The organism is Pseudomonas sp. PB101 (assembly GCF_009764265.1).
Lineage (GTDB): Bacteria > Pseudomonadota > Gammaproteobacteria > Pseudomonadales > Pseudomonadaceae > Aquipseudomonas.
This window is the reverse complement of sequence record NZ_RWIR01000051.1, coordinates 89951-111204: the sequence shown is the minus strand read 5'-3', so window position 1 is coordinate 111204 and position 21254 is coordinate 89951. Positions and strand designations below refer to the sequence as shown.

Genomic DNA, 21254 nt, shown 5'->3' with positions numbered 1-21254 from the left:
AGCCTGCTCGCGATGGACGTCAACGATAACGTTGGCTGCCTGACACCCAGCGGTGTCCTGGAGTTCATCGCGAGCAGGCTCGCTCCTACAGAGGGGGTGCGTATAGGTCAGAAGGAGGGTGCCTGCTGTCGGCGTTTCCACTGGCTCAAGCGCTGTTGCAGGTTCAACGGACTATGAATCTGCTGTTGCCGCGCGCGGCTGAACAGGATCAGCGCCAGTTCGGCGGTGGCCAGGGCGTCGGCGCTGGCGTGGTGGCGTTCGAACACTTCGAGCTTGAACCAGTCGATCCAATCGTCCAGCCCGGCCTCGCGAATATGCGCTTGGGGGCACAGCAGCGGTGCAATATCCGCCACGTCCAGGAACGGATGCTGCAGCTTGAGTCCCAGATGGTCCTTCAATGCACGTCCGAGCATGTGCTGGTCAAACGGCGCGTGAAAGGCCAGCACCGGACTGTTGCCGATGAACTCCATCAGGTCGAGCAGCGCTTGGGCCGGGTCGCAGCCCGCCGCAATGGCGCTGGGACCAAGGCCGTGGATCAGCACACTGGGGCCGAGTTTTACCTGCGGATATTGCAAGGTGCGTTCGAACTGCTGGCGAAAGTCGATGGCCCCGTCCTCGATCACCACGGCGCCGATGGACAGCACGCGGTCCTTGTTCATGTTCAGCCCGGTGGTTTCCAGATCGAGCACCACCCAGCGCTGCTCGCGCAGGCTGCACTCGCCCGGGGCCCCGGCAGTCGGCAAGCGTTCCAGGCGTTGTTGCAGGTCGGCGGACAGGCTGGGGCCTGGCGGACGCAGCCATGAAAACAGGCTCATAGCTGATACCGCAACGTCAGGCTGCTTTGCAGGCGTTGGGCCTGGCGCAGGGATTCACGCAGGATGCGCCGGTCCAGATGATTGAGGCTGTCAGGGTCGACCCGGTTGGAGTAGGGGAAATTCTCTCGGGTCTGTAATTGATGTTGCTGCATGCGGGTTTGCTGGATGAAATGATAGGCCTCTTCGTACGCGGCGCCGTCCAGTGGGTCGATGACCTCCCTGGCGACCAGCTGGCGAAAACGCTCCAGCGTGTTGTTCGCTTCGATACCGTGAGCCAGGGCCAGCAACCGGGCACCGTCTACAAAGGGTGCCAGGCCCTGGATCTTCAAGTCCAGGGTGGCCTTCTCGCCATTTTTGCGCGCCAGCACGAACTCGCGGAAACGCCCTACGGGCGGGCGATTGCGCAGCGCATTCTCGGCCATCATGCGCTGGAACAAACGGTTGTCGCCGACTTGATCGAGAATGCCTCGACGCAATTGCTCACAGCCTTGCTCGCTGCCCCAGACGACGCGCAGATCGAAATAGATGCTCGAACCCAGCAGGTTTTCCGGGGTTGCCTCGCGGATAAACGCCGCAAAGCGTCGCGCCCACTCGGCCCGGGACAGGCACAGCTCGGGGTTGCCGGCCATGATATTGCCCTTGCACAGGGTGAAGCCGCACAGTGCCAGGCTCTGGTTGATCTGCTGGGCGATGGGCAGCAGCTTGCCGCGAATCTCGGCGGCATGGGCCGCGTCCCTGGCTTCGAACAGAATGCCGTTGTCCTGATCGGTGTGCAGGGTCTGTTCGCGACGGCCTTCGCTGCCGAAGCACAGCCAACTGAACGGCACGCCGGGATCACCTTTTTCGGCGAGGGTCAGTTCGATCACCCGGCACACGGTGTGGTCGTTGAGCAGGGTGATGATGTGGGTGATCTGCGTCGAAGACGCGCCGTGGGCCAGCATGCGCTCGACCAGTTGACCGATTTCACCGCGCAGCGCCACCAGGTTTTCCACCTTCTGCGCGTTACGGATAGTGCGTGCCAGGTGCACCAGGTCGACCCGTTGCAGGGAAAACAGATCGCGCTCGGAAACCACACCGCACAAGCGTTGGTCCTTGACCAGGCAGACATGGGCGATGTGCCGCTCGGTCATGGCAATCGCCGCGTCGAATGCACTGTGATCCGGCGACAGGAAGAACGGCGCGCGGGTCATGTGCCTTTCGATGGCTTCGTTGAAGTCGCTGCTGCCGTCGGCCACGGTCTGGCGCAGGTCACGCAGGGTAAAAATCCCCAGTGGCGCCTTGTGTTCGTCGACCACCACGATGCTGCCGACCTGTTGTTCGTGCATCAACGTCACGGCTTCGCGCAGCGGTGTCTGCGGGGCGCAAGACACCGGGTGACGCATGGCCAGTTCACCCAGCCGTGTGTTGAGCGAATATTGGGTGCCCAGGGTTTCCACGGCTTTTTGCTGCACTTGCTGGTTGACCTGATCCAGCAGGCTGCTGACGCAGCGCAGGGCGAAGTTGCGGAAGGTGTCCGACAGCGAAAACAGGCGGATGAACGCCGGCTTGTTCAGTTGCAGGCAGAAGGTGTCCTCGCCGGCCAGGTGCTCGGTACGGGTCGCCCGTTCACCGAGCAACGCCGCCAGGGGGAAGCATTCGCCGGTGGTGATCTCGAAGACCGTTTCGTTGCCGCCTTTTGCCGTATGCGGACGCTCGCCCACGACCCGGCCTTGCTTGACGATATAGAAGTGCTCGACCGGGCCGTCGGCGGGTTTGATGATGCTTTCGCCGGGGGCGTAAAAACGCAGCTGACATTGCTCGACCAGATACGCCAGGTGAGCGTGTTCCATCTGGTTGAAAGGCGGGAAGCGCTGAAGGAATTGCAACGTTCCCTGGATGTTCTGCAACACCGCGGTTTTCCCTGCCTGTGTGAAGGCGTCCGCTTTACTCATAACCATTACCGCAGTCTTTTTTTGAATTGTTGTAGTCGGATGACCCGGACATGGTCGACCCCTGCGGTCGAGGTGCCCATTGGACGTAAGTCTAGGTAGGCGGTCAGCGTCCTCAAATGTCGGAAGAATCCTACGCGAGCGTGCGAAAAACCTCTCTGCTGGCCTATTGGAAAATTTTCCGACGAGGTGCACATTGATGATCTGCTTAGCGATGTCTCACCACTGTGCTAGGGAATTGAACTGAACATGTAGAGAAAGCCATGTCCGACCACGATATTTTGAGCGACGCCGAGCGTGAAGCGCTGAGTGCCGTCATGCTGGAGCCTGACCTGCCGCTGCAACGGGTGCTGATTGTCGACGACGACAAAGACGCCCGGGAGCTGCTCTCGGAGATTCTGGCAGTGCACGGTATCCACTGCAGGACGGCAGCCAGTGGCGAAGCGGCGCTCAAAATCCTGGTGGCAGAGGCAGAGATCAAAAAGCCGACCATCGGCTTGCTGATCACCGACCTGCGGATGGGCCATGTAGACGGACTGGAACTGATCCGCCAGGTACGCGAGTCGGTACGGGCAGCATTGCCGATCATCATTGTCTCGGGTGACGCCGACGTGAAGGATGCGATCGCCGCGATGCATTTGAGCGTGGTGGATTTTCTGCTCAAGCCGATAGATGCCAGTCAATTGCTGGCACTGGTAAAACACGAGTTGGGTATTAAATAACGGATCTCTTGCAGTTGTTGGTTGCATGTTGAAATTGTTTTGGCGAGTTTAACTTGTAATTAAGTTTGAGATCTCTGATCTGCGAAAAAGCTACTCACAAATAGCTTGTTTTTCCTCTCGATTATTCAGATATCGTTCAGTTCTTGAAGGCCAGTATGGGCATTTATTTTATGTCGTAACTGGTTCGATAAAATCTGTCGTAGCACTATCCAGGTTGTCACTTCGGCTCTCCAGTTTTAGTGGCTTGAGTATGTCGGCGGTTGTCGTGTATTCAAACTACGGCTGGTTCCTGCAGATAAGACACTGTTAATGGTCAAGCCATTACTCTTCCTGGGTTGTGTGGATCTGTATCGCAATGAGGACGGTATGATAAAAAAAATGGAATTTCGCGATCTTGTGCTTATTGTCGGTGTGACAGTCATGTGGGGCAGCAACTATACGGTAATTGATATCAGTCTTGACGGTATCGATCCGTTCTTGTTGACAGCATTGCGCTTTACTTTTTGCGCATTTCCATTGGTGTTCTTTATCCCGAAACCGAAGGGTGTCAGCACTTTTGTAACTATTGTCTACGGGTTGCTGTTTGGTATCGGAATGTGCTGGCTGATGAACTATGGCATGTTTCTTGGTGTGAGTGCCGGCGTGACATCCTTGCTCTTGCAATTCAGTGCTTTTTTTACGGTCATTTGGGGAGTGCTGCTGTTTGGTGAAAAAATGACGGCAATACAAGTGGCCGGAATTCTCATGGCGTTGGTGGGGCTGATGTTTATTGCTCATGTAACGCAAGGTGATGCCGAAAGCTTTGGGCTCTTTCTGGTACTGCTCGGTGCATTGTTCTGGAGTCTTTGCAATGTACTGGTCAAGAGAAGCAAAGTGGTTGATTATTTTCCTTTGTCGTTTGGTCGAGTCTGTATGCAACACCGCCTCTATATCTAATGACTTACTGGGTCAAGGGAGCAGCTCCTTTCCAGTCGTTGCTGACGGACATGACAGTTCCAGTGCTGACATCTGTCCTGTTCCAGGCCTATGTGGCGACGGTATTCGGGTATTGGGTGTGGAACCGGATGATTGAGAAGTATCCGGCGAGCCAGGTTGCACCGTTGTCAGTGATTGTTCCGATATCGGGTATCTTGACCTCGTGGTATGTACTCGACGAACCCATTGGTGGCGAAAAGCTGTTTGCTCTCATCATCACGGTCCTTGGGATTGCCTTGTTTATGAATGCATCGAGAATAGGCCGCCACATCGCTGCAAACTCGTTGCGTTTCAGGAGATAGCTCTGCATTTGCAGTAAGCAGAAACAAAAATCCCCCGGTTTTTCAACCGGGGGATTGCTGTGCAGAGAGCTGGTTTACAACCCGTTCTTCGCCTTGAACTCGCGACGACGACGGTGCAGGACCGGCTCGGTATAACCGTTCGGCTGTTTGGTGCCTTCGACCACCAGTTCGACCGCCGCCTGGAAGGCGATGTTGCTGTCGAAGTTCGGGGCCAGCGGACGGTACAGTGCGTCGCCGGCATTCTGGCGGTCAACCACTGGCGCCATGCGCTTGAGGCTTTCCATGACCTGCTCTTCGGTGACGATGCCATGGCGCAGCCAGTTGGCGATGTGCTGGCTGGAAATACGCAGCGTTGCACGGTCTTCCATCAGGCCGACGTCGTTGATGTCCGGCACTTTCGAACAGCCGACGCCCTGGTCGATCCAGCGCACCACATAACCGAGAATGCCCTGGGAGTTGTTGTCCAGTTCGTTCTTGATCTGTTCGGCGGTCCACTGCGGGTTCACCGCCAGCGGGATGGTCAGGATGTCGTCTACCGAAGCATGGGCACGTTTGGCCAGTTCAGCCTGACGGGCAAACACGTCAACCTTGTGGTAATGCAGCACGTGCAGCGCAGCAGCGGTCGGTGATGGTACCCAGGCGGTGTTGGCACCGGCCATCGGGTGAGCGATTTTCTGCTCGAGCATCGCCGCCATCAGGTCCGGCATGGCCCACATGCCTTTACCGATCTGCGCGCGACCTTGCAGGCCGGTGCTCAGACCGATATCGACGTTGGAATTCTCGTAGGCGCCGATCCATTTTTCCGCCTTCATGTCCGCCTTGCGCACCATCGGGCCGGCTTCCATGGAGGTATGGATTTCGTCGCCCGTGCGGTCGAGGAAACCGGTGTTGATGAACACCACACGCTCGCTCGCCGCCTTGATGCAGGCCTTGAGGTTGATCGTGGTGCGACGCTCCTCGTCCATGATCCCGACTTTGAGCGTGTTGCGTGGCAGGCCCAGCACGTCTTCGATGCGGCCGAACAGTTCGTTGGTGAACGCCGCTTCTTCAGGACCGTGCATCTTCGGCTTCACGATGTAGATGGAGCCGGTGCGGGTGTTTTTGCGCGTGGTGTTGCCGTTCAGGTTGTGCATCGATGCGAGGCAAGTCACCAGGCCATCGAGAATACCTTCCGGTACTTCGTTACCGTCTTTGTCGAGGATCGCATCGATGGTCATCAGGTGACCGACGTTGCGCACGAACAATAGCGAACGGCCGTGCAGGTTTACCGCGTTACCGTCGACACCGGTATAGGTGCGATCGGCGTTCATGGTGCGGGTAAACGTCTTGCCACCCTTGGCGACTTCTTCCGACAGGTCGCCCTTCATCAGGCCGAGCCAGTTGCGGTAGATCACCACTTTGTCATCGGCGTCGACGGCGGCAACCGAGTCTTCGCAGTCCATGATGGTGGTCAGCGCGGCTTCCATCAGGATGTCTTTGACGCCGGCCGCGTCGGTCTGGCCGACCGGGGTGCTGGCGTCGACCTGGATTTCGAAATGCAGGCCGTTGTTTTTCAGCAGGATCACGGTCGGTGCCGAAGCATCGCCCTGGAAACCGATCAGTTGCGCGTCGTTGCGCAGGCCGGTGTTGCTGCCGCCTTTAAGGGCGACCACCAGTTTGCCGTCGACGATCTTGTAGCCGGTGGAGTCGACGTGGGAGCCGGCGGCCAATGGCGCCGCTTCGTCGAGGAAGGCACGGGCGAAAGCGATGACCTTGTCACCGCGCACCTTGTTGTAGCCTTTGCCTTTTTCCGCGCCGTCGGCTTCGCTGATGGCGTCGGTGCCGTAGAGCGCGTCGTACAGCGAACCCCAGCGGGCGTTCGAGGCGTTGAGCGCGAAGCGGGCGTTCATCACCGGCACCACGAGTTGTGGACCGGCCATGCGGGCGATTTCGTCATCGACGTTTTGCGTCGTTGCCTGGAAATCGGCCGCTTCTGGCAGCAGATAACCGATGTCTTGCAGGAAGGCTTTATAAGCCACGGCGTCGTGCGCCTGACCGGCACGCTGTTGGTGCCAGCCATCGATACGAGCCTGGAAATCATCGCGTTTGGCGAGTAGGGCTTTGTTCTTCGGCGCCAGGTCATGGATGACCTTGTCGGCACCGGCCCAGAACTTGTCGGCGGTGAGGCCGGTACCGGGAATGGCTTCGTTGTTCACGAAGTCGAACAGGACTTTGGCGACCTGCAGGCCACCGACTTGAACGTGTTCAGTCATTGCTTGCCTCACTCTGCTCAGCTATTTCGCTTTTCAGCTCTTCAATTTAACAATGAAGCCTTTGGCCATTTAAACCACAAACCCCTCTACCAGTACATGCCCATGACGGGCGGCTGGGTTGGGACCAATCAACGGCTTGGGGCCTTGCTGACAGGGCTTTCAGGGTTGCGAACGTGCCTGCGGCAGACATCGATCCAACGTTATGTAGTGCGCGCTGCGGCATACTACATGATGAATTGCGGTTGTGAAAATTAGACTAATCACGTCGTTCTGCGACCCCGTGACGCATTGCGGTCACGGCGCGGAACAGGATGTTCTCAAAAAACTGGTTGATTGTTCCAGTTAAATATCAAAAGTTGTACACGATTTGTTGGCTGGCTTTAGCTCGGCGGTGTGTCGGATCGCCAGCAAGCCGGCTCCTACAGGGGATTTGGCTATTTTGTAGGAGCTGGCTTGCCAGCGATGGCGTCAGTCGATTCAGCGCAGAAACAACCCTTGCCTATACTTGGTTCTCTATAACAAAAGTCATGACCAGAGGGCTGCGCCATGGACCACCTCGTACTCACCGTTTTCGCACCGGACAAGCCCGGGCAAGTCGAGCGCATTGCCCAATGCATTGCCGAGCATGGCGGCAACTGGCTGGAAAGCCGCATGTCGCGCATGGCCGGGCAATTCGCCGGGATTCTTCGAGTGGGCGTGCCGGCCGAGGCTTACGATGAATTGGTCGATGCCCTGCAAAGCTTGTCCGCCCATGGCATTCGCGTGTTGATCGCCGAAAGCGGTATCGAACAATCCTGCACCTGGAAGCCGATTGCCATGGAACTGGTGGGCAATGATCGTCCGGGGATCGTGCGTGACATCACCCGCTTGTTGAGCGAGCAAGGGGTGAACCTGGAGCGGCTGGTCACCGAAGTGCGCCCGGCACCGATGAGCAGCGAGCCGTTGTTCCATGCCGAAGCGATTCTTGCCGTCCCGTTGACGCTGTCGCTGGACGTGCTGCAATCGCGCCTGGAAACCCTGGCCGACGATCTGATGGTCGAGTTGGTGCTGCGCAGCGACCCCTGAAAAGGTTATCCAAGTTAAACGTGCACTCGCCTGTGGATAACCTGTAGAGACTCCCCGCCAGCCCACGCCGGCCGGGGTTCTTCAGGATCTGATCAAAAAACCAGCAGTTTCAGCCACTTGCACACATTTGGCGGGGATCACGCTGTGGATAACCTTGGGAAGGAATGGTGCAGGCCACGAGATATGTGGCCTGCGGAGGTTTGTATGTTTTTTGATCAGCTGCGGCGGCGCAAACTTATCCACGCATCGACGCTGTAAACCGCCAGGCCGGCCCAGATAAAGATGAAGGCCACCAATGTGCTGGACGACAAGTGTTCACCGAACAGCAGCACCGCTTGCAGCAGCACCAGTGTCGGCGCCAGGTACTGGAGAAAGCCCAGTGTCGTGTAGGGCAAATGCCGTGCAGCAGCGTTGAAGCAGACCAGCGGCACCAGCGTGACCGGCCCGGCCGCCACCAGCCACCAGGCTTCTGACGTGGTCCAGAATTCGGCCTGAGCGCTATGGGCGGTCGGATTGAACAGCAACCAGGCAATGGCGATCGGCACCAGCATCCAGGTTTCCACCACCAACCCTGGCAGTGCCTTGACCGGTGCCTGCTTGCGAATCAGCCCGTAGAAACCAAAGGTCAGCGCCAGCACCAGCGACACCCACGGCAGGCTGCCGACTTGCCAGACCTGTTGCGCCACCCCCACCGCCGCCAGGCCGACGGCAATCCACTGCATGCGCCGCAGCCGTTCGCCGAGGATCAGCATGCCCAGCAACACGTTCACCAGCGGGTTGATGTAGTAACCGAGACTGGCCTCGAGCATGCGGCCATTGTTCACCGACCAGACGTAAGTCAGCCAGTTGGCCGCGATCAGCGTACCGCTCAGGGCCAGGATCGCCAGCCGTCGCGGATTCTCCCGCAACTCGCGCCACCAGCCGGGGTGCTTCCAGACCATCAGCAACAAAGCGCCGAACAGGGCAGACCACAGCACCCGGTGGATGATGATTTCCACGGCGGGCACGTTGGCGATGGCTTTGAAATAGAGCGGGAAAAGTCCCCAGATGATGTAGGCACTCAGGCCCAGAATGTACCCGCGACGCGGGTTGGCGGCTTGCATGCAGAATCCTTGCTTAGGCAGCTAACAAAGAGGGGATTGTAAGGAGATTTGTCTGCGAATGTCCTGACTGAATAGGTAAGTCATTTGTGAACATCGATACCTGTAGGAGCGAGCCTGCTCGCGATGAACGTCAACGATAACGCGTGCTGTCTGGATAAACGCGTTGCCCTTGCGTCCATCGCGAGCAGGCTCGCTCCTACAGGGGGCGGGTGGGTTAGAAGAGTTTCAGTGGTTCTTCCTGGAGCGCGGCCAGTTGCTCGCGCAACGCCAACACCTGGTCCCCCCAATAACGCTCGGTGCCGAACCACGGAAAGCTGCGGGGGAACGCCGGATCCTCCCAGCGGCGGGCGAGCCAGGCGCTGTAGTGCATCAGGCGCAGGGCGCGCAGTGGTTCGATCAGCGCCAGTTCACGGGGGTCGAAGTCGTGGAATTCGTTGTAGCCGTCCATCAATTCCGACAACTGCCCCAGACATTCCTGACGATCACCCGCCAACATCATCCAGATGTCCTGGACCGCCGGGCCCATGCGGCAGTCGTCGAGGTCGACGATATGGAACATCTCGTCGCGGCACATCATGTTGCCGGGGTGACAGTCGCCGTGCATGCGGATGTTCTGGTGTGGCGTGTTGCTGTAGGCATCTTCCACACGCTTGAGCAGATCACGGGCCACCGACTCGTAGGCCGGCAGCAGGCTGCGGGGGATGAAGTTGCCGTCGAGCAGGGTCTTGAGTGAATCGTGGCCGAAATTTTTCACCGCCAGCGCTTCACGGTGCTCGAACGGCCGGGTCGAGCCGACCGCGTGCAGGCGCCCGAGCAACTGGCCCAGGCGATAAAGTTGATCGAGGTTGCCCGGCTCCGGTGCGCGGCCGCCGCGGCGGGGGAACAGGGTGAAACGGAAACCGTTGTGTTCGTGCAGGGTTTCACCGTTATGAATCAACGGCGCCACAACCGGCACCTCGCAGTCGGCGAGTTCGGCGGTGAACTGGTGCTCTTCCAGAATCGCTTCGTTGGTCCAGCGTTGCGGCCGGTAGAACTTGGCGATCAGTGGCTCGGCGTCTTCGATACCGACCTGATAGACGCGGTTCTCGTAGCTGTTGAGCGCCAGGATGCGCGCGTCGCTGAGAAAGCCGATGCTTTCGACGGCATCGAGCACGAGGTCTGGCGTAAGGGTTTCAAACGGGTGGGCCATGCTGACTCCTGCGCGCAGCAGGCTGCTGCGTCCGGCCAGGCATGGTAGCGCAGACGGCGGGGCTTTAGGGGGTGGGCTTGAGATGTGCGTTGTTTGTGCTGACGCCATCGCGAGCAAGCTCGCTCCCACAGGTCATGCGCCAGATTTGAAATCGCGCCAATCCTGTGGGAGCGAGCTTGCTCGCGATGAGGGCCTGTCAGGCGCCGACGATCCCGCCATCTTCCCGCGAAATGGCCATCACCGAAGACCGCGGCTTGCCATTGGGCAGGTGCTCGGGGAAGGTCGAGCCGCCGTTTTCACCCGGATGCTGAATCCCGACAAACAGGGTTTTCTGGTCCGGCGAGAAGCTGATCCCCGTCACTTCACAACCTACCGGGCCAACCATGAAGCGGCGAATCTCGCCGGTTACCGGGTCGGCACAGAGCATCTGGTTGTTGCCCATGCCGGCAAAGTCTCCGGCGTTGCTCGAGTCGCCGTCGGTGAGAATCCACAAGCGTCCGGCCTTGTCGAAACCCAGGCCGTCCGGGCTGTTGAACATGTTCTGCGGCGTGATGTTCGACGATCCGCCTTTTGGTGTGCCGGTGTGAACCCCCGGATTACCGGCGACGACGAACAGGTCCCAGGCAAAGGTGTGCGAGGCGTGATCGTCGCGTTCGGTGCGCCAGCGCAGAATCTGCCCGTAGACGTTTTTCTCGCGCGGGTTCGGCCCGCCCACCGGTTGTCCGTCTTCGCCGCGCTTGGCGTTGTTGGTCAGCGTGCAGTAAACCTGGCCATCCTTGGGGCTGACCACGATCCATTCCGGGCGGTCCATGCGCGTGGCTTTCACCACACTGGCGGCGAGACGCGCGTGGATCAGCACTTCGCCCTGATCGGCAAAACCGCTGCTGGCGTCGATGCCGTTTTTGCCGTGGGTCAGTTCAATCCATTCGCCCTGGCCTTTGGGGTGATCGGCGTTGCCGTCGCCGGCATCGAAACGCGCAACGTACAGGGTGCCGTGATCGAGAATGTCACGGTTGGCCTTGGGGTTCTTGTGGTCGATCTTGTCGCGGCTGACGAATTTGTAGATGAACTCACCACGCTCGTCGTCGCCCATGTACACCACGGCATGGCCGTCTGCTGTTTCGGCCAGGGCGGCGTTTTCGTGCTTGAAGCGTCCCAGGGCCGTGCGTTTGACCGGCGTCGATTTCGGATCGAACGGATCGATCTCCACCACCCAGCCGTGACGGTTGAGTTCGTTGGGGTTCTTCGCCATGTCGAAGCGCTCGTCGTGCGGGTGCCAGTTGATCTCTTTGCTGGTGGCCACCACGCCGTAGCGTTTCTGCGCCGGGTCGAATTTCTGCTCGGCGTTGCTGCTGCCGAAGCAGTCGGTGAAGTTCTCTTCACAGGTCAGGTAGGTGCCCCACGGCGTCTTGCCGTTGGCGCAGTTCTGGAAGGTGCCGAGAACGTTCTTGCCGTGCGGGTCGGCGCTGGTTTTCAGCAGTGCGTGACCGGAAGCCGGACCGCTCATGGTGATCGGCGCATTGCCGTGAATGCGGCGGTTGTAGCGCGAGCCCTGGACGAATTGCCATTGGCCGTTCTTGCGCTGCACTTCAATCACCGACACACCTTCGCAGGCCAGCGCCTTGCGCACTTCCTGCGCCGATTGCGGCATGCCGCCGTGGGCGTAGAGGTAGCGGTAGTTGGTGTATTCGTTGTTGATCGCCATCAGCGCCCGGTCTTTTTCGCCCGGGAATTCGAACAGGCTCATGCCGTCGTTGTTGTCGCCGAACTGGGCTTCCTGATGTTCGGCGCTGCCGTTGCCGCTCGGATCGAACGCCGGGCCGTCCTTGTGCAGAGGCTGGCCCCAGCTGATCAGCACCGAGGACTTGTAGCCCGCTGGCAGGGTGATGGCGTCGCTGGTGGCGGCGGCAATGCTGTCAAAGCCCAGCAACTGGCTGTTACCGGCGCTGACGCTGGCGGCCATCACGCTGCGGCTCAGCAGGTTGCCGCCGAGGAACATCGCGGCGCCGCACAGGGCACCTGCGCTGATGAAGCCGCGACGGCTGAGGCCGACCATGGTTTCGAGGTCTGTGGACTGGTTTTCTTCTAATAGGCTCATTTCAGGCTCCCTGCGGTTTTGCAGACACCTTAATGATGAGTAATGAACCTTTTGTTGCAGTTTGCTTAAAGCGGCGTACCCAGCAGAACCCTGGATGGCGAGAACTCCACGCGCACCGGTTTGCCGCACGTCAGCCCCAATGCCTGTAAATGCTCCGGCTCGTCCAGGGCGCAGAGTGTCAGACCGTTGGGCAGGATGATGCGCACTTCGCTGGGGCCATCGTCGGCGTCGAGGATTTTCTCGATGGTGCCTTTCAGGCAATTGTTTCCCGGCGTTTCGGCGGAATCGATTTCCAGCACATCGAGCCAGCCGGCCTTGATCAGTGCCACGACTTCGGTGCCGATTTGCAGCTCCAGGCGCTCGGTGCTGTCGTGGGTGATTTGCGCATCAACGATCAGGCCCTCGGCGACTTCGAGGCGAATCAGGTCGTTGCGCCCCTGAGGCTCGATCGCCATCACCTTGCCGTGCAACTGATTGCGCGCGCTGGTGCGCAGCATCAGGCGCCCCAGCAGGTCGAGGTCGCTCGCGTCTTCGGCGGCTTCCAGCACTTGAGCCTGCAAGGCTTGCAGCTTCTGGTACAGCCGCAACACTCGTTCGCCTTCGATGGACAGGCGCGCGCCCCCACCGCCCTTGCCACCGACTATCCGCTCCACCAGAGGCTTCTGCGCCAGGTTGTTCAGTTCATCGATCGCATCCCAGGCAGCCTTGTAGCTCAGGCCCGCGCTCTTTGCCGCGCGGGTGATCGAGCCCTGTTCGGCGATGTGCTGCAGCAGGGCGATGCGCTGCGGGCGGCGGACAATGTGCTGGGACAACAAGGTAGGCAAGGACATGGCAAGTCGCTTTGGGCTGTGACGATGGTGGGGACGTTGGCCGCTTGGGCCCTGCGAGTCAAGTCAGGGTGTTTCGCCGGGTTTGGGTGTGCGGGCCAGGCAATAGACGTCGACCCTCGCCGCCCCGGCGTCCATCAGCAGGCGAGCCAGGGCCTGGGCCGTGGCGCCGGTGGTGAGTACGTCGTCGACCAGGGCCAGGTGCCGGCCTTTGACGACGGCGCCGGGTGCCAGGGCGAAAGCGTTGCGCAGGTTCTTCAGGCGGGCTTCGGCGTTCAAGGCCTGTTGGGCATCGGTGTCCTGGGTCCGCAGCAGCAACCGTTCGTCGCAAGGAATCTCCAGGGCATCACTCAACCAGTGGGCCAGCATCGCCGCCTGATTGAACCCGCGCTGGCGCAGGCGCCGGTTGGCCAGCGGTACCGGCATCAGCAGCTCGGGTCGCCGCAGATCTTCTTCGAAGCGATGTTGCAGGAATTGAGCGAGAAGTTCGGCGAGCAGGCGGCCAAACGGCCACTTCGCGTTGTGTTTGAAGCGGGTGATCAGGCTGTCTACCGGAAAGCTGTAGGTCCAGGGTGCAATCACCTGTTCGAAGGCGGGCGGCAGCCTCAGGCAATGGCCGCAAGTCAGGCCCGCGGCCGGGAGCGGCAGGGCGCAGGTCTGGCAGTGATCACCGAGCCAGGGCAACTCGGTTTCGCAGGCCGTGCAGACAGGCTGGATGCCGTCGGCCGGTTCATCGCACAAAAGACATGATTGTTTGTTTTTTGACCAGATGTAAACCGGTCCTTCGTATCGCGGTTGACAGCGCATCGCTCTTCCTTAAATATGCCGAAACATCTGTGAGGCGACTGTGACATTCCATTACCCAGCCGCAAGCCAAAGCATAATTCAAAGGATACGCCCATGAGCGCCAGCACCACTGCAACCCTGCGTCATGACTGGACTTTGGCCGAAGTCAAAGCACTCTTCGTTCAGCCATTCAACGACCTGCTGTTCCAGGCGCAGACGGTGCACCGCGCGCATTTCGACGCCAACCGCGTCCAGGTTTCCACCTTGCTGTCGATCAAAACCGGCGCCTGCCCGGAAGATTGCAAATATTGTCCGCAGTCCGGTCACTACAACACCGGGCTGGAAAAAGAAAAACTGATGGAAGTGCAGAAGGTCCTCGAAGAGGCCGCTCGCGCCAAGGCCATCGGTTCGACCCGCTTCTGCATGGGCGCGGCGTGGAAGCATCCGTCGGCCAAGGACATGCCTTACGTTCTGAAGATGGTCGAAGGCGTGAAAGCCCTGGGTCTGGAAACCTGCATGACCCTCGGTCGCCTGGATCAGGATCAGACCGAAGCGCTGGCCAAGGCCGGCCTCGACTACTACAACCACAACCTCGACACCTCGCCGGAGTTCTACGGCAGCATCATCACCACCCGCACTTACGGCGAGCGCCTGCAAACCCTGGCCTACGTGCGTGATTCCGGGATGAAGATCTGTTCCGGCGGCATCCTCGGCATGGGCGAGTCGCTGGACGACCGCGCCAACCTGTTGATCCAGCTGGCCAACCTGCCGGAGCATCCGGAGTCGGTGCCGATCAACATGCTGGTGAAAGTTGCCGGTACGCCGCTGGAAAATGCCGACGACGTCGACCCTTTCGACTTCATCCGCATGCTCGCCGTCGCGCGCATCCTGATGCCGCAATCCCACGTGCGCCTGTCCGCCGGCCGCGAAGCGATGAACGAGCAGATGCAGGCCCTGGCCTTCTTCGCCGGCGCCAACTCGATTTTCTACGGCGACAAACTGCTGACCACCGCCAACCCGCAGGCCGACAAGGACATGCAACTGTTCTCGCGCCTGGGCATCTTGCCGGAAGCCCGCGAAGAGCACGCCGACGAGGTGCATCAGGCCGCGATCGAACAGGCGCTGGTGGAGCAGAAGAGCAGCGAGCAGTTCTATAACGCTGCCGTCTAATCAACGCTGAACCTGTAGGAGCCGGCTTGCTGGCGATGGCGTCACCACGGCTATCCAGATAGACCGAGGCGAAGCCATCGCCAGCAAGCCGGCTCCTACGATCTGACTTTCGAGGCCTGCATGTCTTTCGATCTCGCCGCACGCCTTGCTGCCCGTCGTGCCGAAAACCTCTACCGCCAGCGTCCGCTGCTCGAAAGCCCGCAGGGGCCGCAAGTGGTGGTCGATGGCCAGCCGCTGCTGGCGTTCTGTAACAACGACTACCTGGGCCTGGCCAATCATCCGCAAGTGATCGAAGCCTGGCGTGCCGGTGCTTCGAAGTGGGGAGTGGGCGGTGGGGCATCGCACTTGGTCATCGGCCACAGCAGCCCGCACCACGCACTGGAAGAAGCCCTGGCCGAGCTGACCGGTCGTGCGCGTGCGCTGCTGTTCACCACCGGCTACATGGCCAACCTCGGCGCGGTCACGGCGCTGGTGGGGCAGGGCGATACGGTGCTCGAAGACCGGCTCAATCATGCATCGCTGCTCGACGCGGGGCTGTTGTCCGGCGCGCGGTTCAATCGTTATCTGCACAACGACGCTGCGAGCCTGGCCAAACGCCTGGAAAAAGCCACCGGCAATACACTGGTCGTCACCGACGGTGTGTTCAGCATGGACGGCGATATCGCCGACTTGCCAGCGCTGGCCCGCGAGGCCAAGGCCAAAGGTGCCTGGCTGATGGTCGACGATGCCCATGGATTCGGCCCGCTGGGTGCCAACGGTGGCGGCGTCGTCGAACATTTCGGCTTGAGCCAGGATGACGTTCCGGTGCTGGTCGGCACCCTCGGCAAGGCCTTCGGTACGGCAGGCGCTTTTGTCGCCGGTAGCGAAGAGTTGATCGAGAGCCTGATCCAGTTTGCGCGGCCCTACATTTACACCACCAGCCAGCCACCGGCGCTGGCCTGCGCCACCCTGAAGAGCCTGGAGTTGCTGCGCAGCGAACACTGGCGGCGCGAGCATTTGCAGACGCTGATCCGCCAGTTCCGTGACGGTGCCGAACAGATTGGCCTGGAGCTCATGGACAGCTCCACGCCGATCCAGCCGATCATGATCGGCGACGCCGGGCGCGCGGTGCGTCTTTCGCAAATGCTGCGTGAACGCGGGTTGATGGTGACCGCGATTCGCCCGCCGACCGTGCCCGCCGGCAGCGCCCGACTGCGGGTCACGCTGACGGCTGCACACAGCGAAGCTCAGGTACAGCTATTGTTAAACGCACTGGCCGATTGTTTTCAACAACTGCAGCCGGAGCCAAGCCATGCGTGATCGTCTGATTCTGCTGCCCGGCTGGGGCCTTGGCGTTTCACCGCTGGAGCCCCTGGCGGCGGCGTTGAGCGGCCTGGATGAGCGCCTGCGCGTCGAGATCGAGCCATTGCCCGACCTGGAGTCGAGCGATCTTGAAGAATGGCTCGATGAGCTCGATTCGACATTGCCGCAGGACGCCTGGTTGGGTGGCTGGTCACTGGGCGGCATGCTCGCCTGCGAACTGGCGGCCCGGCGGGGCGATCGCTGCTGTGGCGTGTTTACGCTGGCCAGCAACGCTTCTTTTGTCGCTCATGAACAATGGGCAGCCGCCATGTCCGGGGAAACCTTCGATGCGTTTCTGAGCGGATGTGCAGCCGACCCGCGAGCGACCTTGAAACGCTTTTCACTGCTTTGCGCCCAGGGCGCCGAAGACCCGCGCGGATTGTCGAGATTGTTGCTCGGTGGCGCTCCGAACACTGCCGCGCCGGTGTTGCTCAGTGGCCTGCAGGTGCTGGCGCAACTGGATACCCGCCAGGCAATGCAATCTTTCCGCGGCCCGCAACTGCATTTGTTCGCCGGCCTCGATGGGCTGGTGCCGGCGGAAGCGGCGGGCGAGTTGCTGGCATTGCTGCCGGATGTCGAAATCGGTCTGATTGAGCAGGCCAGCCACGCGTTTCTCCTGGAAGACCCCCACGGTGTGGCGGGGGCGATCCAGGCCTTCTTGCATGAGTGCGGCGATGACTGATCTTTCCTTCCCCAAACTGCCCGGCGGCTTGCCCGACAAGCGTCAGGTAGCCGCGTCTTTCTCCCGCGCGGCGGCCAGCTACGACAGCGTGGCCGAGCTGCAGCGCGATGTCGGCAGCCAATTGCTCGGGCGCCTGGCGCAGGACTTCGTCCCGCAGCGCTGGCTGGATCTTGGCTGTGGCACCGGGTATTTCAGTCGTGCCCTGGGTGAGCAATTTGCGGACAGTCACGGCGTGGCGCTGGACATCGCCGAAGGCATGCTCAACCACGCCCGGCCATTGGGCGGTGCCACGCACTTCGTGGCCGGCGATGCCGAACGTTTGCCGCTGCGGGATTCGACCTGCGACCTGATCTTCTCCAGCCTGGCGGTGCAGTGGTGCGCGGACTTCGAATCGGTGCTCAGTGAAGCCTTTCGAGTGCTGAAACCGGGTGGCGTTTTCGCGTTTGCTAGTCTGTGTGTAGGGACCTTGTTTGAATTGCGCGACAGCTGGCGCGAAGTCGATGGCATGGTGCACGTCAATCGCTTCCGGGAGTTTGGTGTTTATCAGCAGTTGTGTGCGGCCAGCGGCTTGAGGACGGTCAGCCTGCAAAACGTTGCGCATGTGCAGCATTACCCGGACGTGCGCAGCCTGACCCATGAGCTCAAGGCGCTGGGCGCGCACAACCTCAACCCCGGTCGACCGGGCGGCTTGACCGGCCGCGCGCGGATCATGGGGTTGATCGAGGCTTATGAGCAGTTTCGTCAGGCCCGGGGGCTGCCGGCGACTTATCAAGTGGTGTACGCCGTTTTGGAGAAACCCTTATGAGCGCAGCCTATTTCATCACCGGCACGGATACGGATGTCGGTAAAACCACAGTCGCCGCCGGGCTGCTGCATGCGGCGCGTTCGGCGGGGTTGAGCACAGCGGCGGGCAAACCGGTCGCTTCCGGTTGCGATGTGACGCCCAAAGGCCTGCGCAACGCCGATGCGCTGGCCTTGCTGGCGCAGTGTTCGCTGCCGCTGACCTATGCACAGGTCAACCCGGTGGCGTTCGAGCCGGCCATCGCCCCGCACCTGGCTGCGCGAGAGGCGGGCGTGGCGCTGACGGTGCAATCGTTGCTGGCGCCGATGCGGCAGATTCTGGGGCTGCAGGCGGATTTCACGCTGATCGAAGGCGCCGGCGGCTGGCGCGTACCCTTGGCGGATCAGGACAATCTGTCCGACCTGGCAATCGCCTTGAAGCTGCCGGTCATACTGGTGGTCGGCGTGCGCCTGGGTTGCATCAGCCATGCGTTGTTGACGGCCGAAGCGATTGCGCGGGACGGCCTGCAATTGGCCGGGTGGGTGGCAAACATCATCGACCCGAAAACCTCGCGGCTTGAAGAAAACCTCGCGACGCTCGCCGAGCGCCTGCCGGCTCCATGCCTGGGGCGTGTGCCGAAACTCAAATCAGTCACGGCTGAAGCCGTGGCCGAACATCTCCAGCTGGATCTGCTCGACTAGGCTTTGCCTATGACAGGGCACTGTGCCATTAGTGTTTTTGTCGGGTGTTTTGCCGATCACTCTGCTTCAATGGGCATTGTTGATCCTTTGAAAGGACGAGTTCTCCCATGGAAATCTCAGGAAACACCGCTTTTTATGCCGGTCTGAGCACCCTTCAGACTGGGCAGAACCGTATCGATCAAGCCGCCGGGCAGATCGCCAACACCACCATCGAGCGTTCGGTCACCAGCCAGTCCTCCGAGGCGCAGGTCGATCGTTTGCGTTCGGTCGACCGTAGCCAGCAATCGGACCTGGCCAGTAGCGTGGTCGAGATGTCCCAAGGCAAGATTCAGGCGGAGCTGGGCGTGAAAGTCGCCAAGGCAGCCGACGAAGTGCTCGGAACCCTGATCGATACCTACGCCTGATTGCTCGCTGGACCACCTCTCAAACGCCGCGCTTGTTCGCGGCGTTTTTCTGCGTAAGCCCTTCTTCCTCAACTAATCTTTTTTGCATGGCCGGATGCGTTGAAAAAACGACTGCGTGGTCACGTGCCTGATACCTGGACAGGTGGGGACGAACGGCAAAAGATCGACGCTTGACAAGATTTCGGCGTAAACGTATGTTTCAAACAACTGTTTGATCGCAACAACAAATCCATGCGGTCGTTCATTCCCGGTTACATCAGCAGAGGTTTATCGCTATGCCTGACTACAAGGCCCCCTTGCGTGATATTCGCTTCGTTCGTGACGAACTGCTCGGCTACGAAGCGCACTATCAGAGCCTTCCGGCTTGCGCCGACGCAACCCCGGACATGGTTGACGCCATTCTCGAGGAAGGCGCCAAGTTTTGTGAGCAGGTATTGGCTCCGCTGAACCGTGTGGGCGACCTCGAAGGTTGCACCTGGAGCGAGTCCGGCGTTAAGACCCCGACTGGCTTCAAAGAGGCCTACAAGCAATTCGTCGAAGGCGGCTGGCCAAGCCTGGCTCACGACGTAGAGCACGGCGGCCAAGGCCTGCCGGAGTCCCTGGGTCTGGCGATCAGCGAAATGGTCGGCGAGTCCAACTGGTCGTGGGGCATGTACCCGGGCCTGTCGCACGGTGCGATGAACACCATCTCCGAGCACGGCACCCCTGATCAGCAGCACACTTACCTGACCAAGCTGGTGACTGGCGAATGGACCGGCACCATGTGCCTGACCGAACCGCACTGCGGCACCGACCTGGGCATGCTGCGCACCAAGGCCGAACCTCAGGCCGACGGTTCCTACAAAGTCTCCGGCACCAAGATCTTCATCTCGGCCGGTGAACACGACATGGCCGACAACATCGTCCACATCGTCCTGGCCCGCCTGCCGGATGCACCGGCCGGCACCAAAGGCATCTCCCTGTTCATCGTGCCGAAGTTCATGCCGAACGCCGATGGTTCGGTGGGCGCGCGTAACGCCGTGTCTTGCGGTTCCCTGGAACACAAGATGGGCATCCACGGCAACGCCACCTGCGTGATGAACTTCGACGGCGCTACCGGTTTCCTGATCGGCCCGGCGAACAAAGGCCTGAACTGCATGTTCACCTTCATGAACACCGCACGCCTGGGTACCGCGCTGCAAGGCCTGGCCCACGCTGAAGTGGGTTTCCAGGGCGGCCTGAAATACGCTCGCGACCGTCTGCAAATGCGCTCGCTGACTGGCCCGAAAGCGCCGGACAAAGCCGCTGACCCGATCATCGTGCACCCTGACGTACGCCGCATGCTGTTGACCATGAAGGCATTCGCCGAAGGCAACCGTGCAATGGTTTACTTCACCGCCAAACAGGTCGACATCGTCAAATACGGCGTCGACGAAGAAGAGAAGAAAAAAGCCGACGCACTGCTGGCTTTCATGACTCCAATCGCCAAAGCCTTCATGACCGAAGTCGGTTTCGAATCGGCCAACCACGGCGTGCAGATCTATGGCGGCCACGGCTTCATCGCCGAGTGGGGCATGGAGCAGAACGTTCGCGACAGCCGCATTTCGATGCTGTACGAAGGCACCACCGGTATCCAGGCACTCGACCTGCTGGGCCGTAAAGTATTGATGACCCAAGGCGAGGCCCTGAAAGGCTTCACCAAGATCGTCCACAAGTTCTGCCAGACCAACGAAGGCAACGAAGCGGTTCAAGAGTTCGTCGCTCCGCTGGCTGCACTGAACAAGGAATGGGGCGAGCTGACCATGAAGGTCGGCATGGCCGCCATGAAAGATCGCGAAGAAGTCGGCGCGGCCTCCGTGGACTACCTGATGTACTCCGGTTACGCCTGCCTGGCCTACTTCTGGGCTGACATGGCGCGCCTGGCTGCCGAGAAACTGGCTGCCGGCACTTCCGAAGAGGCGTTCTACACCGCCAAGCTGCAGACTGCGCGCTTCTACTTCCAGCGCATCCTGCCGCGTACCCGCACTCACGTCGTAACCATGCTGTCGGGCGCCAACAACCTGATGGACATGAAAGAAGAGAACTTCGACCTGGGCTACTAAGCCTTAACGCAGTCCTTCAAAAAAACCGCCGC

19 protein-coding genes are annotated in these 21254 nt (G+C 60.3%); 11 read left to right on the top strand and 8 right to left on the bottom strand.

Annotation, left to right across the window (positions count from 1 at the left end; genetic code table 11):
- Positions 1–107: 107 nt before the first annotated feature.
- Positions 108–815, bottom strand: a complete 708-nt coding sequence (locus EI969_RS14750) for a PolC-type DNA polymerase III (RefSeq protein WP_160388446.1) — start codon at positions 813–815, stop codon at positions 108–110.
- Positions 812–2752: a putative nucleotidyltransferase substrate binding domain-containing protein gene (locus tag EI969_RS14745; RefSeq protein WP_160388445.1), complete on the bottom strand. Its 1941-nt coding sequence runs from the start codon at positions 2750–2752 to the stop codon at positions 812–814. The genes EI969_RS14750 and EI969_RS14745 overlap by 4 nt, the downstream gene beginning before the upstream one ends.
- A gap of 254 nt (positions 2753–3006) precedes the next feature.
- On the opposite strand from EI969_RS14745, the gene EI969_RS14740 reads away from it, so the two are divergent.
- The 3 genes from EI969_RS14740 (at position 3007) to EI969_RS30560 (ending at position 4742) form a co-directional block, all read left to right on the top strand.
- Complete coding sequence (locus EI969_RS14740; RefSeq protein WP_160388444.1) at positions 3007–3465, top strand: response regulator; 459 nt, start codon at positions 3007–3009, stop codon at positions 3463–3465.
- A 309-nt stretch (positions 3466–3774) separates the two neighbouring features.
- Positions 3775–4401: an EamA family transporter gene (locus EI969_RS30565; RefSeq protein ID WP_256678315.1), complete on the top strand. Its 627-nt coding sequence runs from the start codon at positions 3775–3777 to the stop codon at positions 4399–4401.
- Positions 4401–4742, top strand: a complete 342-nt coding sequence (locus EI969_RS30560; protein ID WP_256678314.1) for an EamA family transporter — start codon at positions 4401–4403, stop codon at positions 4740–4742. The genes EI969_RS30565 and EI969_RS30560 overlap by 1 nt, the downstream gene beginning before the upstream one ends.
- A gap of 74 nt (positions 4743–4816) precedes the next feature.
- Here the strand turns inward: EI969_RS30560 and EI969_RS14730 are convergent, their stop codons facing one another.
- A complete protein-coding gene (locus tag EI969_RS14730; protein ID WP_160388443.1) occupies positions 4817–6994 on the bottom strand; it encodes a malate synthase G in 2178 nt (725 codons plus the stop codon).
- A 546-nt stretch (positions 6995–7540) separates the two neighbouring features.
- Between EI969_RS14730 and EI969_RS14725 the strand changes: the two genes are divergently transcribed.
- On the top strand, positions 7541–8059 hold the full coding sequence (locus tag EI969_RS14725) for a glycine cleavage system protein R (RefSeq protein WP_110661080.1): 519 nt from the start codon (positions 7541–7543) through the stop codon (positions 8057–8059).
- A 215-nt stretch (positions 8060–8274) separates the two neighbouring features.
- Here EI969_RS14725 and rarD read toward each other — a convergent pair whose 3' ends face one another.
- The 5 genes from rarD to EI969_RS14700 form a co-directional block, all read right to left on the bottom strand.
- The gene (gene rarD, locus EI969_RS14720; protein WP_160388442.1) at positions 8275–9162 is read right to left on the bottom strand and encodes an EamA family transporter RarD; all 888 of its coding nucleotides are present in this window, start codon (positions 9160–9162) and stop codon (positions 8275–8277) included.
- 214 nt (positions 9163–9376) lie between these two features.
- Positions 9377–10351 carry a serine/threonine protein kinase gene (locus tag EI969_RS14715; protein ID WP_160388441.1) on the bottom strand — a complete coding sequence of 325 codons (975 nt, stop codon included), beginning with the start codon at positions 10349–10351 and terminating at the stop codon, positions 9377–9379.
- A gap of 196 nt (positions 10352–10547) precedes the next feature.
- Positions 10548–12449, bottom strand: coding sequence for a PhoX family phosphatase (locus EI969_RS14710; protein ID WP_160388440.1), 1902 nt, complete (start codon positions 12447–12449; stop codon positions 10548–10550).
- Positions 12450–12514: 65 nt separating this feature from the next.
- Positions 12515–13279 (bottom strand): TOBE domain-containing protein, encoded by a 765-nt coding sequence (locus tag EI969_RS14705; RefSeq protein WP_160388439.1) that lies wholly within the window; start codon positions 13277–13279, stop codon positions 12515–12517.
- Positions 13280–13342: 63 nt separating this feature from the next.
- Positions 13343–14083 (bottom strand): ComF family protein, encoded by a 741-nt coding sequence (locus tag EI969_RS14700; RefSeq protein ID WP_160388438.1) that lies wholly within the window; start codon positions 14081–14083, stop codon positions 13343–13345.
- Between the two features lie 93 nt (positions 14084–14176).
- Between EI969_RS14700 and bioB the strand changes: the two genes are divergently transcribed.
- From bioB to EI969_RS14665, 7 genes are all read left to right on the top strand, one after another.
- Entirely contained in the window at positions 14177–15232 is a 1056-nt protein-coding gene (bioB, locus tag EI969_RS14695; RefSeq protein WP_160388437.1) for a biotin synthase BioB, read from the top strand.
- A gap of 120 nt (positions 15233–15352) precedes the next feature.
- Complete coding sequence (gene bioF, locus EI969_RS14690; RefSeq protein WP_160388436.1) at positions 15353–16531, top strand: 8-amino-7-oxononanoate synthase; 1179 nt, start codon at positions 15353–15355, stop codon at positions 16529–16531.
- Positions 16524–17255, top strand: a complete 732-nt coding sequence (locus tag EI969_RS14685) for an alpha/beta fold hydrolase (protein ID WP_160388435.1) — start codon at positions 16524–16526, stop codon at positions 17253–17255. The genes bioF and EI969_RS14685 overlap by 8 nt, the downstream gene beginning before the upstream one ends.
- Positions 17248–18060, top strand: a complete 813-nt coding sequence (bioC, locus tag EI969_RS14680) for a malonyl-ACP O-methyltransferase BioC (RefSeq protein ID WP_160388434.1) — start codon at positions 17248–17250, stop codon at positions 18058–18060. Before EI969_RS14685 ends, bioC begins: the two co-directional genes overlap by 8 nt.
- Positions 18057–18737: a dethiobiotin synthase gene (gene bioD / locus EI969_RS14675; protein WP_160388433.1), complete on the top strand. Its 681-nt coding sequence runs from the start codon at positions 18057–18059 to the stop codon at positions 18735–18737. The genes bioC and bioD overlap by 4 nt, the downstream gene beginning before the upstream one ends.
- Positions 18738–18844: 107 nt before the next feature.
- On the top strand, positions 18845–19141 hold the full coding sequence (locus EI969_RS14670) for a pyrroloquinoline quinone biosynthesis protein PqqE (RefSeq protein ID WP_160388432.1): 297 nt from the start codon (positions 18845–18847) through the stop codon (positions 19139–19141).
- 275 nt (positions 19142–19416) lie between these two features.
- The gene (locus EI969_RS14665; RefSeq protein ID WP_160388431.1) at positions 19417–21222 is read left to right on the top strand and encodes a phenylacyl-CoA dehydrogenase; all 1806 of its coding nucleotides are present in this window, start codon (positions 19417–19419) and stop codon (positions 21220–21222) included.
- The last annotated feature ends 32 nt before the right edge of the window (positions 21223–21254 follow it).